Source organism: Thioclava sp. DLFJ4-1, assembly GCF_002020145.1.
Lineage (GTDB): Bacteria > Pseudomonadota > Alphaproteobacteria > Rhodobacterales > Rhodobacteraceae > Thioclava > Thioclava sediminum.
Window position 1 is genome coordinate 568358 of record NZ_MPZT01000002.1, and the last position, 13146, is coordinate 581503.

Annotated in this window: 15 protein-coding genes; 5 read left to right on the forward strand and 10 right to left on the reverse strand. The window is 64.5% G+C overall.

Features of this window, described 5'->3' with window-relative positions:
* Positions 1 to 2: 2 nt before the first annotated feature.
* From BMI85_RS07885 to BMI85_RS07895, 3 genes are all read right to left on the reverse strand, one after another.
* Positions 3 to 467, reverse strand: coding sequence for an STAS/SEC14 domain-containing protein (locus BMI85_RS07885; protein WP_078600655.1), 465 nt, complete (start codon positions 465 to 467; stop codon positions 3 to 5).
* Positions 468 to 532: 65 nt separating this feature from the next.
* Complete coding sequence (locus tag BMI85_RS07890) at positions 533 to 1519, reverse strand: NAD(P)H-quinone oxidoreductase (RefSeq protein ID WP_078601112.1); 987 nt, start codon at positions 1517 to 1519, stop codon at positions 533 to 535.
* A 14-nt stretch (positions 1520 to 1533) separates the two neighbouring features.
* Complete coding sequence (locus BMI85_RS07895) at positions 1534 to 2202, reverse strand: COQ9 family protein (RefSeq protein WP_078569777.1); 669 nt, start codon at positions 2200 to 2202, stop codon at positions 1534 to 1536.
* 107 nt (positions 2203 to 2309) lie between these two features.
* Between BMI85_RS07895 and rpsU the strand changes: the two genes are divergently transcribed.
* Positions 2310 to 2516 carry a 30S ribosomal protein S21 gene (gene rpsU, locus BMI85_RS07900; protein ID WP_011748553.1) on the forward strand — a complete coding sequence of 69 codons (207 nt, stop codon included), beginning with the start codon at positions 2310 to 2312 and terminating at the stop codon, positions 2514 to 2516.
* Positions 2517 to 2803: 287 nt separating this feature from the next.
* Positions 2804 to 4171, forward strand: coding sequence for a TrkH family potassium uptake protein (locus BMI85_RS07905; protein WP_246832512.1), 1368 nt, complete (start codon positions 2804 to 2806; stop codon positions 4169 to 4171).
* On the opposite strand, the gene BMI85_RS07910 is transcribed toward BMI85_RS07905, so the two are convergent.
* The gene (locus tag BMI85_RS07910) at positions 4168 to 4632 is read right to left on the reverse strand and encodes an Lrp/AsnC family transcriptional regulator (protein ID WP_078522451.1); all 465 of its coding nucleotides are present in this window, start codon (positions 4630 to 4632) and stop codon (positions 4168 to 4170) included. The two genes, BMI85_RS07905 and BMI85_RS07910, sit on opposite strands and share 4 nt — an antisense overlap.
* Before the next feature lie 144 nt (positions 4633 to 4776).
* On the opposite strand from BMI85_RS07910, the gene ald reads away from it, so the two are divergent.
* Positions 4777 to 5901 (forward strand): alanine dehydrogenase, encoded by a 1125-nt coding sequence (ald, locus tag BMI85_RS07915; RefSeq protein ID WP_078522450.1) that lies wholly within the window; start codon positions 4777 to 4779, stop codon positions 5899 to 5901.
* A 94-nt stretch (positions 5902 to 5995) separates the two neighbouring features.
* Here ald and mscL read toward each other — a convergent pair whose 3' ends face one another.
* The 4 genes from mscL to BMI85_RS07935 form a co-directional block, all read right to left on the reverse strand.
* A complete protein-coding gene (mscL, locus tag BMI85_RS07920; RefSeq protein ID WP_078522449.1) occupies positions 5996 to 6424 on the reverse strand; it encodes a large conductance mechanosensitive channel protein MscL in 429 nt (142 codons plus the stop codon).
* A gap of 113 nt (positions 6425 to 6537) precedes the next feature.
* Complete coding sequence (locus tag BMI85_RS07925; protein WP_143595027.1) at positions 6538 to 7200, reverse strand: hypothetical protein; 663 nt, start codon at positions 7198 to 7200, stop codon at positions 6538 to 6540.
* Between the two features lie 104 nt (positions 7201 to 7304).
* The gene (locus BMI85_RS07930; protein ID WP_078522447.1) at positions 7305 to 8096 is read right to left on the reverse strand and encodes an inositol monophosphatase family protein; all 792 of its coding nucleotides are present in this window, start codon (positions 8094 to 8096) and stop codon (positions 7305 to 7307) included.
* Positions 8097 to 8307: 211 nt separating this feature from the next.
* Positions 8308 to 9213, reverse strand: a complete 906-nt coding sequence (locus BMI85_RS07935) for a LysR family transcriptional regulator (RefSeq protein ID WP_075773886.1) — start codon at positions 9211 to 9213, stop codon at positions 8308 to 8310.
* A 93-nt stretch (positions 9214 to 9306) separates the two neighbouring features.
* Here BMI85_RS07935 and metF point away from each other — a divergent pair, with 93 nt between their 5' ends.
* Positions 9307 to 10173, forward strand: coding sequence for a methylenetetrahydrofolate reductase [NAD(P)H] (gene metF, locus BMI85_RS07940; protein WP_078542277.1), 867 nt, complete (start codon positions 9307 to 9309; stop codon positions 10171 to 10173).
* Between the two features lie 75 nt (positions 10174 to 10248).
* Here metF and BMI85_RS07945 read toward each other — a convergent pair whose 3' ends face one another.
* Positions 10249 to 11238 carry a carbon-nitrogen hydrolase family protein gene (locus BMI85_RS07945; protein WP_246832513.1) on the reverse strand — a complete coding sequence of 330 codons (990 nt, stop codon included), beginning with the start codon at positions 11236 to 11238 and terminating at the stop codon, positions 10249 to 10251.
* A 211-nt stretch (positions 11239 to 11449) separates the two neighbouring features.
* On the opposite strand from BMI85_RS07945, the gene BMI85_RS07950 reads away from it, so the two are divergent.
* Positions 11450 to 11941, forward strand: coding sequence for a PaaI family thioesterase (locus BMI85_RS07950; RefSeq protein WP_078600659.1), 492 nt, complete (start codon positions 11450 to 11452; stop codon positions 11939 to 11941).
* Here BMI85_RS07950 and BMI85_RS07955 read toward each other — a convergent pair.
* Positions 11843 to 13063 carry a DUF2235 domain-containing protein gene (locus BMI85_RS07955; protein WP_078549108.1) on the reverse strand — a complete coding sequence of 407 codons (1221 nt, stop codon included), beginning with the start codon at positions 13061 to 13063 and terminating at the stop codon, positions 11843 to 11845. The genes BMI85_RS07950 and BMI85_RS07955 overlap by 99 nt on opposite strands.
* Positions 13064 to 13146: the final 83 nt, after the last annotated feature.

Genomic DNA, 13146 nt, shown 5'->3' on the forward strand with positions numbered 1-13146 from the left:
GATCAGTCCTCGAGCGGCGGCTGGCGATCTTCCAGCGTCGGCAGCTTATGCGTCGCCGCAACGTCGTGGCTGTGGTCTTCCTCAGCCTTGCCCGCGGCACAAATCCACGCCTTGGCCTGATCCAGTTCGCTCAAGCGGAACAGCTTGACCGTGCCGGGGATCATCGGCGCGAAGGCCTGCACGCCCCAGCGGATCCAGTCGACATCGCTGACCAGCGCCACCGCGGCGAAATCGCCCAGATGCGACAGGCCCAGCTTGGTGTCGTCCCATGCCGCTTTCGCGGTGTAACCGTCGAATGCGTCGCCGATGATATAGAGCAGCTTCACCTTGCCCTCGGCGGCGATCTTGGCCTCCACCGCCGGGATCAGATGCTGCTCGTAAGCCTCCGCGCCGATCGTGCCCTTGGCCTCGAATGCCAGCACATCGGCCGGATACCCATCCAGAAATTCAAAGCGTCCTTCGCTCATGACCGCCTCCCCTCGTTGGTTCGCGCGCGCCGCAATGATACACCCGGCGCACGCGTGACGAAAGTTCAGCCGCCCGCAACTTCCAACACGATCTTGCCAATATGCTGGCTCGTCTCCATCCGCTCATGGGCTTTTGCGGCCTCGGCCAGCGAGAAGCTGCTGTCATGGATCACGCGCAGCTTGCCCGAATTGATCATCGGCCAGACATTGGCGCGCAACTGCCGCGCAATCTCGGCCTTGGCCGCATCCGATTGCGGGCGCAGCGTGGCCCCGGTGATCGTGAGACGCTTCACCATGACCTGCGCGAAGTTGATCTCGGCTTTGGGCCCGCCAAGGAAGGCGATGAAGACGAGGCGCGCATCATTGGCCATCGCCTTGATGTTGCGCGCGATATAGTCGCCGCCCACCATGTCGAGCACGAGGTTCGCGCCGCCTTCGGCCTTCAGAACCTCGACGAAATCGCCCGTCTTGTAGTTGATCGCCGTCGCGCCAAGCTCTTCGCAGACCGCGCATTTCTCGGGGCTACCGGCAGTGGTGAAGACCCGCGCGCCCAGCGCCGTCGCGATCTGGATCGCGGTCGTGCCGATCCCGGAAGAACCGCCATGCACCAAGAACCGCTCGCCCGCCTGCAAGCCGCCGCGCATTACCATGGTCGACCAGACGGTGAAGCAGGTCTCGGGCAGGCAGGCCGCCGATTTCAGATCGAGCCCCGCAGGCACGGGCAGCGCATGTTCGGCCGGACAGGTCACATACTCGGCGTAACCGCCACCGGGCAGCAGCGCGCAGACCGCGTCGCCCACGTCCCAATCGGTGACGCCCGGCCCGATCGCCGCGACCCGTCCCGAGCATTCCAGCCCCGGCAGGTCCGACGCGCCGGGCGGCGGATTATAGGCGCCCGCGCGTTGCAGCGCATCGGGGCGGTTCACCCCGGCATAGGCCACCTCGATTAGGATCTCCCCATGGCCTGCAACCGGCACGGCGCGGGTGACTTCCTTCAGAACCTCCGGCTTGCCATGTTCGGAAATCTCGACGCAGCGCATCTCGGTCGGCATCTCGACAGGTTTCATCAATGCGCCTCCCGGCCCGGCATGTCGTCAGTGCCTTTCGGCGCACGGATGCCGCCAAGAAGCTTCGGCAGGAAAGGCAGCTTCATCGCAGCACCCTTCACCTTTTCGAACTGCATCACATCCTCGATGCGGCGGTCGAGGAAGGCCCAGGTGTCGCCCTTGCCCTCGCTCTCATCGCCCATCCAGTAAAGCACGGTCGAGCTGTAGACCCCGGAAAGCGTCATCCGCTTCGTGTACCAGTTGTAATCCTCGCTGACATCGCCGAGCGCGCGCCAGATCTTGTCCGAGGTCTCCCAGATCAGCTTCGAGCCAGTCGTGGCATTCTGCGGCAGCGCGAAGATCGCGGCGCCACGGCGCACCAGTTCCGGATCGGCCTCTTCCAGACGGAAACGCACCGCCGTCGCGATCCGGTCGCGGAACTTCATCCCCGACAGATCGGCCTCCTCCAGACGCTTGAGCATCGCGGCATCGCCCTCACGGTGATAGGCCACCGCCAGATCGACGGCGCCGCGCGGACACACGACCCGCGCCAGCCCCGGATCGAGCCCCAGATCGGAGACTGCGAGCTTGAAGGCAGGCTCGGACCAGCCGTCGAAAGGCACATGCGGCTTGATCGCCGCCAACAGCTCGGATCGCGTTCGGTCCATATCGAGATGGTCGTTTTTCATCGCGTTTCCTCTCTCAGCTTTGGCGGTAGACAAACCGCCTTTTGGTGACTATATGGAGCGCTCCTGCAAGCAACTGCAACTCTAACTTAGGAAGGTGGTGACACCACATGCAGGTCAGCGTTCGCGACAACAACGTCGAACAGGCGCTCCGTGCTCTGAAGAAAAAGCTTCAGCGCGAGGGTGTGTTCCGCGAAATGAAGCTCAAGCAGCATTTCGAGAAACCCTCGGTCAAAAAAGCGCGCGAGAAAGCCGAAGCCGTCCGCCGTGCCCGTAAACTGGCACGTAAGAAGGCTCAGCGCGAAGGCGCGCTCTAAGCGCACCGCTCCGCGTCTGAAAAGGCGCCTGAAAATGCTGGCGGGCTTGCCCGCACCGATGACCCCCGAGGCTTGGCCGCGGGGGTTTTTGGTTTCTGGAAGACACCTCCACGAGAAAGCGCAGCCGACGCCGCTTTGATCTTGCCTAAAGCGCCGCGCCCCCTACCCTAGCGCCAGCACTTCGTTCTGGCGGGAACCGCTTTCACATGTCCGATATCCGGCCAGTCCTGCATCTTTTCGGCCTGATCCTTACAGTCCTCGGGACAACCATGCTGGTCCCGGCAGCCATGGACTTCAGCGATCTCAATCCGAACTGGCAGGAATTCCTCGAGGCAGCGGTCGAGACCGCGCTGATCGGGATGGTTCTCTCGCTCGCGACCCGAACCAAAAGCGCGAACGGGCTCAACACGCGGCAAGCTTATCTGCTCACGGCGGCGATCTGGCTCGGCTTGCCGATCTTCGCGGCCCTGCCGTTCATCGAGGGCGCGCCGCACGCGACATGGACCAACGCCTATTTCGAGGCCGCCTCGGGCATCACCACCACCGGCTACACCGTCTTCGAACATCTCGACACCCTGCCGCGCGGGGTGGTGCTGTGGCGCGGGATGCTGAACTGGTTCGGCGGGCTGGGGATTGCCTTCGTCGCGATGATCTTCCTGCCGGTGCTGCGCATCGGCGGGATGCGCTATTTTCAGGCCGAAGGATTCGACACGCTGGGCAAGGTCATGCCGCGCGCCCATAATATCGCGCGCTCCCTGCTTTGGGTCTATGTCTCGCTGACGCTGGCCTGCGCGATCAGCTATGCCGCCGCGGGCATGAGCTCGTTCGACGCGATCTGCTACGCGATGGCGACAATCGCGACGGGCGGCTTCGGCACGCATGACAGCTCCTTCGCGAGCTTCTCGCCGGGTGCGCAATATGCCGGTGTCATCTTCATGCTGGGCTCGGCCCTGCCCTTCATCCGCTATGTCCAGCTTGGCCGCGGCGATCTGCGCCCGTTCTGGGACGACCCGCAAATCCACGCCTTCCTGCGCTGGTTCGCCCTCGCGCTCGCGGCGCTCCTGATCTGGCTCTACACCCACGCGCCCGACGGGATCGAACCCACCTTCCGCTCCGCCGCCTTCAACCTGTCCTCGATCATGACCGGCACCGGCTTCGGCACCGCCAATGTCGCGAATTGGGGAAGCTTCGCGATGGTGCTGGCCTATTGGGTCGGGCTGATCGGCGGCTGCACCGGGTCCAGCTCGGGCGCGCTGTCGGTCTTTCGCTGGCAGGCGCTCGGCGCGGTGATCCGCGCCGCCGTGCGCCGCCTTCAGATGCCGCACCGTGTCCTGCAACCGCGCCTCGGCGACAAGCTGCTGGAGGAGGACGTGCTCTCCTCCCTGATCCTCTACTTCACCGGCTATATGCTGACGCTCGGGCTGATCTCGGTCGGGATCTCGATGACCGGCGCGGATTTCGTCTCGGCGCTCTTCGCGACATGGGGCGCACTTGGCAATATCGGCTACGGGGTCGGCCCGCTGACCGATCGCACCGGTACGATGATCGACTTCAGCGATGCCGCGACCTGGCTGCTGACCCTCGCAATGCTGCTGGGCCGGATCGGGATGCTCGCGATTCTCGTCGTGTTCCTGCCGCGCTTCTGGCGCGCTTAAACCGGCATCGCCGTGGTCGAGACCACGCATTTGAGCGAAAAGCTCGACTGGATCTGCGCCACGCCCGGGATATTGGCGAGCTTCGCCCGGTGCAGCCGCGCGAAATCCTCGGCATCGGCGGCCACCACCTTCAGCAGGTAATCCGCAGCCCCCGCCATCAGGTGACATTCGAGCACTTCCGGCACCTGCTTCACGCCCTTCTCGAACGCGTCGAGAACCTCGTCCGCCTGGCTCGACAGCTTGATCTCGACATAGACCGTCGTGGTCCGCCCCAGCTTGCGCGGGTTCAGCAGGGCAACGTAATCCCGGATGTAGCCCTCTTCCTCCAGCCGCTGCACCCGGCGATGGCAGGCCGAAGCCGACAGGTTCACCCGCTCGCTCAGCTCGGCATTGGAGATTCGCCCCTGCCGCTGCAAAACCTCCAGCAGCCGACGATCTGTCGCGTCCAGCTTGTCGCTCATGCAATATCCTGCCGATCTTTGCGCATTTCATCGAAGATACGAGCGACCCACCCCATCCACAACCGGCAAATTGGCAAAGCACTTGCTTGTGACGGAGCGCATACTGGGGGCAGGACGTTTCCATTTTTTGGAGGAGGACACGCGATGAAGATCGGTACGGTGCGCGAGATCAAGGCGCAGGAATTCCGCGTCGGGCTGACCCCGGCTGCGGCACAAGAGGCGGTCGCCCATGGCCACGAGGTGCTGGTCGAAACCGGGGCAGGTCAGGGCGCGGGCTTCACCGACAGCGATTACGAGGCGGCCGGCGCGAAAATCCTCGGCGATGCGGCGGATGTGTTCGCCCAAGCCGAGATGATCGTGAAAGTGAAAGAGCCGCAGGCCTCCGAGCGCGCGATGCTGCGCGAGGGCCAGCTTCTCTTCACCTATCTGCATCTGGCCGCCGACCCGGCGCAGACCCATGACCTGATGAAATCGGGCGCGACCTGCATCGCCTACGAGACGGTCACTGCGAAGGACGGCACCCTGCCGCTGCTCGCGCCGATGTCCGAAGTGGCGGGTCGCCTCGCCCCGCAGATGGGCGCATGGACCCTGCAGAAAGCCAATGGCGGGCGCGGTGTGCTGATGGGCGGCGTGCCGGGCGTTTCGCCCGCGAAGGTCGTCGTGATCGGCGGCGGCGTCGTGGGCACCAACGCCGCGCGCGTTGCTGCCGGGATGGGCGCGGATGTGACCGTGCTCGACAAGTCGCTGCCGCGTTTGCGCTATCTCGATGACACGTTCGGCGGCACTTTCCGCACCGCCTATGCCTCGAAAGCCGAGACAGAGGCGCTAGTCGCAGCCTCCGATCTGGTGATTGGCGCGGTGCTGATCCCCGGGGCCGCAGCGCCGAAGCTGGTCACCCGCGAGATGCTGAAGACGATGAAGCCCGGCGCGGCGATCGTCGATGTCGCGATCGATCAGGGCGGCTGCGTCGAGACCTCGCATCCCACGACCCATGACGACCCGATCTACGAGGTCGAGGGCGTGATGCATTACTGCGTAGCCAACATGCCCGGCGCGGTCGCGCGCACCGCGACCCTCGCCCTGTCGAACGCGACGCAGCCGTTCCTGCTGGCGCTGGCCGACAAGGGATGGGAACGCGCCTGCGCCGAGGATCCCCACCTGGCCGCGGGCCTCAACGTCCATGCGGGCAAGGTGACCTACAAGGCTGTGGCAGAAGCGCTCGACCTGCCGCTCGATGCGCCGGACGCGGTGAAGCACGCAGCCGAATAAGGGTCGCCCTGCCCCACGAACGAAACGGCCCGGAGCTTTGCCCCGGGCCGTTCTCATATCTGCCGGCGACGTCTGCCTGAGACGCCCCGCGCCGTCACTTCCGAAGCGCGTCGCGGATCTCGAGCAGCACGTCGAGCTGGCTCGGCCCGGTTTCCACCGCGGGCGCGACATCGTCGGGCTTCTCCGCCGCGGCCTTCACGCGATTGACCATCTTCACCAGCATGAAGACGACGAACGCGATGATGAGGAAGTTGATCACTGCCATCACGAAGGCACCATAGGCGAAGACCGACGCCCCCGATTTGCGCGCCTCGTCAAGGCTTGCCCCCGCGGGAACCTCGCCGGAGAGCACGGCATAATTATTGGTGAAATCGACCCCGCCCGTGAACAGGCCGATGATCGGGTTGATGATGTCGCCGACGAGCGACGTGACGATCGCGGTGAAGGCCGCGCCGATGATGATACCAACCGCCATGTCCATGACATTGCCCTTGGCGATGAAATCCTTGAATTCCTGAATCATTTCAGACCCTCTTTCCGATGCGCCTTTTGCGCCGCAACAGGCTAGCACGATCTTCGGGTCTGCATAGCCTCCAACGCAGGGCATAGCGGGCCGTATCAAGACGGCATCGCGGCTCAGCAAAGTCTCCGGCGCGCATCCTCTACAAGGCGGCGGGCGACCTGCGCCGCCGTGGTCCCCGTATCACCGCCGCGGCGAGGCGAGAGCGGCGATGCGACCGGCAAGGCCGCGAAGCCGTCGCTGAGACGTGCACGCGCCTCCTGCCGGGCGATATCGGCGATGGCTTCCGCATCGAAACGCAGCGCCTGCTGGATCTGGTCCGCCGCGTCCTCGCACGGCCCAGCCCCGGCGCGGCTACACGCCCAGGCACAGCCAAAATGATCGGGCATCTGGGAAATGTTGCGCAGGCGGCGTTGTGCTGCGCGGATGCGCTCGCAGGCCGCGTCGCGCTGATCGGCGCGCAGGGAAAGCTCGAGCGGCAATGTCTCTGCCAGAGTCACCCGCTCTTCCTGCAGCCCTTCGGCCGCTGCGTGCAGGGCCGCTGCCGTGTCCGGCTCGGCCGCCTCCGCATCCTCCAAGCAACCCGAAATCATCTCGTCCAAGACGGCGACCCGGTGACGTGCGATCAGGTCGGCCGCCTCGGCGAAGGCGAGATCGGAGACCGCCTGCCGCAACTCTTCCAACGCGCGGTCGACGGCGCAATCGCCCGGCCCGTGCAGCGCAGTCAACGCACGCTGTTCAAGCGCTATCGACGTAGCTCCGTATTCCTGTCCAACCATGGCGGCATCCCTTTCTGGTAACCGCATCAGGCTGGCACAACGGAATGAACGAAAGGTGAACATTCGCCCGCCTTTCGCCACCACATCTAAATTTCAGAGATTTCTCAGTCGTTTGACCGAAGCGCTTTCGTGAGGGCCGGGAACATTTCGGCATTCGACGCGATCACCGAGCCCGATTCGAGGACGCCGCGACCTTCGCGCACGGCTTCCACGAAACCGCCCGCTTCCTTCACGAGGAGCATGCCCGCAGCCACGTCCCACGCGTTCAGCCCGCGCTCCCAATAGCCCTCGTAGCGGCCCGCCGCGACATAGGCCAGATCGAGCGAAGCCGCACCCCAGCGCCGGACGCCCGCGCATTGCGGCATCAGCTTGGCAAGGTCCTTCAGTGTCGCCGGAAGGGTCGATTTGCCACCGAAGGGCACGCCGGTCGCGAAGACCGATTCGATCATCTTGTGACGGCCCGAAACCCGCAGGCGCGTATCGTTCATGAAAGCGCCAAGGCCCTTCTCGGCGAAATACATCTCGTCTTTCGCCGCGTCGAAGACCACGGCTGCGATGATTTCGCCCTTATGCTCCAGCGCGATCGAGATCGCCCAATGCGGCAGGCCGTGCAGGAAGTTCGTGGTGCCGTCGAGCGGGTCGACGATCCAGCGGCGGGTCGGGTCGTCGCCCGCCTCTTCGCCGGTTTCCTCGCCGATCCAGCCATAGGAGGGGCGCGCGCCGCGCAGCTCGTCCTTGATGATCTTCTCGGATTCGCGATCGGCCTTCGAGACGAAATCGCCCGGGCCCTTCGAGGAGACCTGAAGGTTCTCGACCTCGCGGAAATCCTTGACCAGCGAGCGGCCTGCCTTGCGGGCGGCCTTGATCATCAGGTTGAGGTTTGCGCTGCCTTGCATCTCTGGGCTCCTTCGCGTTTCAAGCGGTCGCCTTACAGGGGTTGCGTGGAAAATCCAAGACCTTTGGCGCGTCAGGCAAACTGAGGAGCGGCTCTGCCCCGCTCGCTGCCAGCCCTTTGCTTGCGCTCCGGGCGTTCGGCGGGGCGTCCTTCCACTGGAAGGCCGCCATTTTCCGCCTCACCCCCCGAGAAATTTCGGTCGAGAAGAAGGCTCAGGCGCGTTGCAACTTCACCGGCTCGGTGCGCGCAAGCCGCAGGAAATGCGCCATGAAGGGCTGCGTCGCGTCCTCGGACCGCGTCGCGGCATAGAGCCGCTTGGTCAGCCCGTGTTCGGTCACCGGCTTGGTGATGTAGTCGGGCTGGTATTTCACCTCGCGCAGCACCCAGTCGGGCAGCACCGCCACGCCGCGATTCGAGGCGACCAGCATCAGGATCACCGCGGTCAGCTCCACCTGTCGCACGGCTTTCGGCTCGACCCGGGCGGGGGTGAGCAACTGCGTGAAGATGTCCGAGCGGCCGCGGTCGATCGGATAGGTGATCAGCGTCTGATCCGCGAAATCCTGCGCCTCGATATAGGGCTTCGCGGCCAGCGGAGAATTCGCGGCGGCGATGAAGGTCGGCGCATAGTCGAAAAGCGGATTGAAGGTGACGCCGTCGATCTTCTCGGGATCCGACGAGATCACCAGATCGACCTCCTCGCGGCTCAGCGCGGGCAGCGCATTGAAGGCCAGACCGGGCCGGATATCCACGTCGATATCGGGCCAGGCATGGCGGAAGCGTTCCAGCACCGGGAACAGCCAGTCGAAACAGGCATGGCACTCGATCGCGATATGCAGGCGCCCCGCGCGACCTGACCGCAGCGCGTCGAACTCGGCCTCTGTCGCGGCGATCTCGGGCAGGATGCGTTCGGCCAGCCGCAGCAGCTTCTGCCCCGCCGCCGACAGCTTCAGCGGCTTCGAGCGGCGCACGAACAACTCCACCCCGGTCTGATCTTCCAGCCCTTTGATTTGGTGCGACAGCGCCGATTGTGTTATGTGCAGCACGTCCGCTGCCTTCGCGAGCCCCCCGGCATCGTGAATCGCCTTGATTGTGCGCAGGTGACGGAACTCGAGATGCATCTTGTTGTTACACTCATAACGATTTTGAAGATTATGAGTTTGTCTCACAAAGCCCGATCTGGCACAAGAGAGCGAACGAAAGGACAGATTCCCATGACGACGCCCAAGGTCAGCTTCGAATTTTTCCCGCCGAAGACGCTCGATGCGTCGTTCCGGCTGTGGGAAACCGCGCAGGTTCTGGCACCGCTGAAACCCGAGTTCACCTCCGTGACCTACGGGGCGGGTGGCACGACGCGCAAGCTGACCCATGAGGCGGTCGGCACGATCCACAAGAATTACGGCCTCAATGTCGCCGCCCACCTGACCTGCGTGGAAGCGACCAAGGCCGAGACGATGGAGATCGTGGACGCCTATGCCGAGGTCGGCGTCACCGAGATCGTGGCGCTGCGGGGCGATCCGCCGCAGGGCGCCAAGCATTTCACGCCGCATCCCGAAGGCTTCGCCTCGTCGGTCGAGCTGATCGAGGCGCTGGCCGAGGATGGCCGCTTCACGATCCGCGCGGGCGCCTATCCCGAGCCGCACCCCGACGCTGCCGACGCGATGGCCGACGTGCGCTGGCTCAAGCGCAAGGTCGAGGCGGGCGCGACCTCGGCGATCACCCAGTTCTTCTTCGAGCCCGAGACCTTCTTCCGCTTCCGCGACGCCTGCGAGAAGGAAGGGATCGACGCGAAGATCATCCCCGGCATCCTGCCGATCCAGTCGTGGAAAGGTGCCAAGAAATTCGCGCAAAGCTGCGGCACCTCCATCCCCGCATGGGTCGAGGAAGCCTTCGAGGCCGCGATCCGCGACGGGCGCGAGCATCTTCTGGCGACCGCGCTGTGCACCGAGCTGTGCGACAAACTGATCGAGGGCGGCGTGGAAGACCTGCATTTCTACACGCTCAACCGCCCCGGCCTGACCCGCGACGTCTGCCACGCGCTGGGTGTGACGCCCGATACGGTGCTGGAGAAAGTGGCCTGAAAGGGCACCCAAATGGATTGAACGGAGGGGCCCGGCTGGGCCCCTTTTTCTTTGGCGGCGGGCGGCCTCACCGTGTCAGTCGAAGGAAATGGGCGACTGCTTGGCTCGGTTGACGTTCAGGGTGAAAACATCCGGCCGGGCGTAATGACCACTGACATCGAATTTGCGGCGTGAAGCCCTGGCGGCATCCACGTCCACCGTCGCGACCAGCAGCCCCCTTTCCTTCCTCATCGGGCCCGCGTGCAAACTGCCGAAGGGTTTGTAGACCACCGCATCCCCGGGATTGATCCACTCGTTGTCGTCAGGGAAAAGCTCGTCACGATAGGGGAGATCCGCGGGCACGTCGCTTGCCTCGAGCGACGTGGCGCAGCCGAGAACCCAACATCCGCCTTCGCGCGCGATATGCTGCATTGTCGCCAGCCAGGTATCGCCGCTGTCCCAGGTCGGTGCACAATAGATGTCGATATTCTGGGCATAGAGCGCGAACCGCGCCAGCGGCATGTAGTTTTCCCAGCATATCAGGGCGCCCACACGCCCGACTGCGGTCTCAACGACCTTGAGGGTCGAGCCGTCTCCGAACCCCCAGACCATACGCTCGGGGTTTGTCGGCATCAGCTTTCGATGGTTGTTCAGAAGGGTCCCGTCGGCGTCGATGATCGCTGCGCTGTTGAAAAGCGTGCTGCCGCTGACCGCCCCATCCACCTCCTGATGGCCCATCACGACCACCATCGAATGCTCTTTTGCCGCTTCCTTTATCGGCGCAAGCTCGTCTTTGCTGAGATCGATCGAATTGGCCTGCGAAAGCGCGAAGAGATCGTCGGTCTTCTTCATCCCTGCCCCCGGTGGGAGCCGCCAGACGAAAGTGGGGTAGCCCGGCAACCATGTCTCGGGAAACACGATCAGTCGGCACGCCTGAGAAGCCGCCTCGGCGACCAGTTCGACCGCTCGCTCCAGAGACGCCGTCTTGTTCATGTAGACCGGCGGTTGCTGTACGATAGCAATTTGCATGAGATCGTCCTCCCAATGGCTGTTCGGCGCGCGGCCATCAAAACGGAAGACGGTCAAGACGCCCCACTCCGTCCGCGGAGTGATGTTCGAGAATAGCACAAGACGCCCATCCACCGGGGAAACCCCACAAGCACCCTTGGAGCGCCGCGCCTCGCGATGCTGACCCCGAGGGCAATGCTGCCCTTTGCGATGCGGATCGCAAACGCTCCCCCCCTTCCCTTTCCGGCCCATCGCGATAGCTTGTCGCCCGACCCAACAGGAGCCAGACATGCCCAATCAATATTTCGCCGAAGGCCCGGAAGATTTCCTCCCGCTGGAGGAAGTGCTTTCGATGTCGGGGCTAGACTACGTCAGGAAGATGGTCACCGGCGACGTCCCCTCCCCCACCGTGCAGAAGCTGATGGCCTACCGGATCACCGAGGCCGAGGAAGGCCGCGTCACCTGTCGCGGCACGCCGGGGCATCCGCAGACCAACGGCTATGGCGGCATTCACGGCGGCTGGTATGCGATGATGCTCGATACGGTGATGACCTGTTCGGTGATCACCGGGCTGAAGAAGGGTCAGACGCAGACCACGCTCGAATTCAAGGTGAACCTGATCCGCGCGATCAAGCCCGGCACCGAGGTGATCGGCGTGGGCCAGCTTGATCATATCGGGCGGTCAACTGGCGTCGCGCGGGGTGAGATCCGGGGCGCCGAGGATGGACGCCTCTACGCGACCGGCACCGCCACCTGTTTCGTCATGACGCCCGAGCTCTGAGGCCGGCGCGGAGCCGCGCGCGAGGCGGCGGATTTCGGGGCGCAGAATGCGCGGTCGGAAAATCGCGCGGGAGCCTTCGGGCAACACGACGCTCTCATGCAGCCCCTCGGAGGGGTCACGGCCCACGACACGCGGCGCGCGCAGCCAGAACAGCTTGCTCCAGCCAGTCCATGTGCCGACGGATGGCGCATTCGGATCGCGCGGAAACTCCGCCTGCCAGCCGGGCGGCAGGCTCAGGCCCAGCGACTCGGCGCGTTCCAGCATCCACACGAGCGGAATATTGGCGAGCGGTCGGGCATCGCCAAAATGGCCCAGCATCCCGCCGATATCGCCATGCGCCCCGCGAAACCAGCGCTGCTCGATCCGGGTCGCGGGAGGCGCTACCTCCGAAGCCCCCTCGTCGCTTTCCCAAACCAACGGCTCCAGCACCGAGCGCCGCTCGTCGAGCGCGAGCGCCTGAAATCCGTGGCGCACGTGATCGCTCAGGTGGTGATCGTGAAACCGCACGCGCTCTTCGCTGACGATCCAGAAGAACGGGACGCGGATGCCCAGCGCCTGCACCGTGTCGAACGCGCCGACCATCTCGATCTCGACATTCTCGTGGCATAGGCTGTTGCGGAAGCTTTGCAGAATGTCGGCGGGGGTCTCTTCCTCGTAATGGCGCCAGGCGAGGCGGGTGTTCCGCTCGATCGCATGTTCGGGACGCAAGAGACCGATCCGCCCGATCATCCCCGCCAGTGAGCGCGCCGCGAAAGCGCCCCGTGAATAGCCGATCAGGAAAATCCGGTCGCCCGGACGGTAGCGCATCGCGAGCCAGCCATAGGCGCGTGAGATCTGCTGGTTCACGCCCCAGCCGAACCAGACGTCCGACATGTCGTGCCAGTCGCGCCAGCGCAGCCCGCGCCCGTAATAGACCGACACTTTCGGCGCGGCGCGGCGCAGGAAGCGATAGATCAGCCCGATCGAGGTGAGGCGGTCAGCGCGCAACGAGCCGAGCGTCCCGTCGAGCAGCACAACATGATCCACCGGCCCACGGCCCGCACCAGCTGCCGCGCGCGCCTCGGCCCGTTCCGGGCTGCGGCGACGCAAGGCAGAGATCACACGCTCGAAGAGACCGCGCATATCAGCGCTCCTCAGATAAGTTGGGCTTATACTATCCAATGTAGGATAAGTTTCTCTTATCTTCAGGGGCAATCGCGGCAGTT

Bases quoted from the DNA above. Each gene is read 5' to 3' on its own strand.
- mscL (WP_078522449.1), bottom strand. From the start codon at position 6,424: ATGATTCAGGAATTCAAGGATTTCATCGCCAAGGGCAATGTCATGGAC.
- metF (WP_078542277.1), top strand. From the start codon at position 9,307: ATGACGACGCCCAAGGTCAGCTTCGAATTTTTCCCGCCGAAGACGCTC.
- BMI85_RS07935 (WP_075773886.1), bottom strand. From the start codon at position 9,213: ATGCATCTCGAGTTCCGTCACCTGCGCACAATCAAGGCGATTCACGAT.
- BMI85_RS07890 (WP_078601112.1), bottom strand. From the start codon at position 1,519: ATGCCGACCGAGATGCGCTGCGTCGAGATTTCCGAACATGGCAAGCCG.
- BMI85_RS07925 (WP_143595027.1), bottom strand. From the start codon at position 7,200: ATGGTTGGACAGGAATACGGAGCTACGTCGATAGCGCTTGAACAGCGT.
- BMI85_RS07955 (WP_078549108.1), bottom strand. From the start codon at position 13,063: ATGCGCGGTCTCTTCGAGCGTGTGATCTCTGCCTTGCGTCGCCGCAGC.
- BMI85_RS07910 (WP_078522451.1), bottom strand. From the start codon at position 4,632: ATGAGCGACAAGCTGGACGCGACAGATCGTCGGCTGCTGGAGGTTTTG.
- BMI85_RS07950 (WP_078600659.1), top strand. From the start codon at position 11,450: ATGCCCAATCAATATTTCGCCGAAGGCCCGGAAGATTTCCTCCCGCTG.
- BMI85_RS07905 (WP_246832512.1), top strand. From the start codon at position 2,804: ATGGACTTCAGCGATCTCAATCCGAACTGGCAGGAATTCCTCGAGGCA.
- rpsU (WP_011748553.1), top strand. From the start codon at position 2,310: ATGCAGGTCAGCGTTCGCGACAACAACGTCGAACAGGCGCTCCGTGCT.
- BMI85_RS07895 (WP_078569777.1), bottom strand. From the start codon at position 2,202: ATGAAAAACGACCATCTCGATATGGACCGAACGCGATCCGAGCTGTTG.
- BMI85_RS07885 (WP_078600655.1), bottom strand. From the start codon at position 467: ATGAGCGAAGGACGCTTTGAATTTCTGGATGGGTATCCGGCCGATGTG.
- BMI85_RS07930 (WP_078522447.1), bottom strand. From the start codon at position 8,096: ATGCAAGGCAGCGCAAACCTCAACCTGATGATCAAGGCCGCCCGCAAG.
- ald (WP_078522450.1), top strand. From the start codon at position 4,777: ATGAAGATCGGTACGGTGCGCGAGATCAAGGCGCAGGAATTCCGCGTC.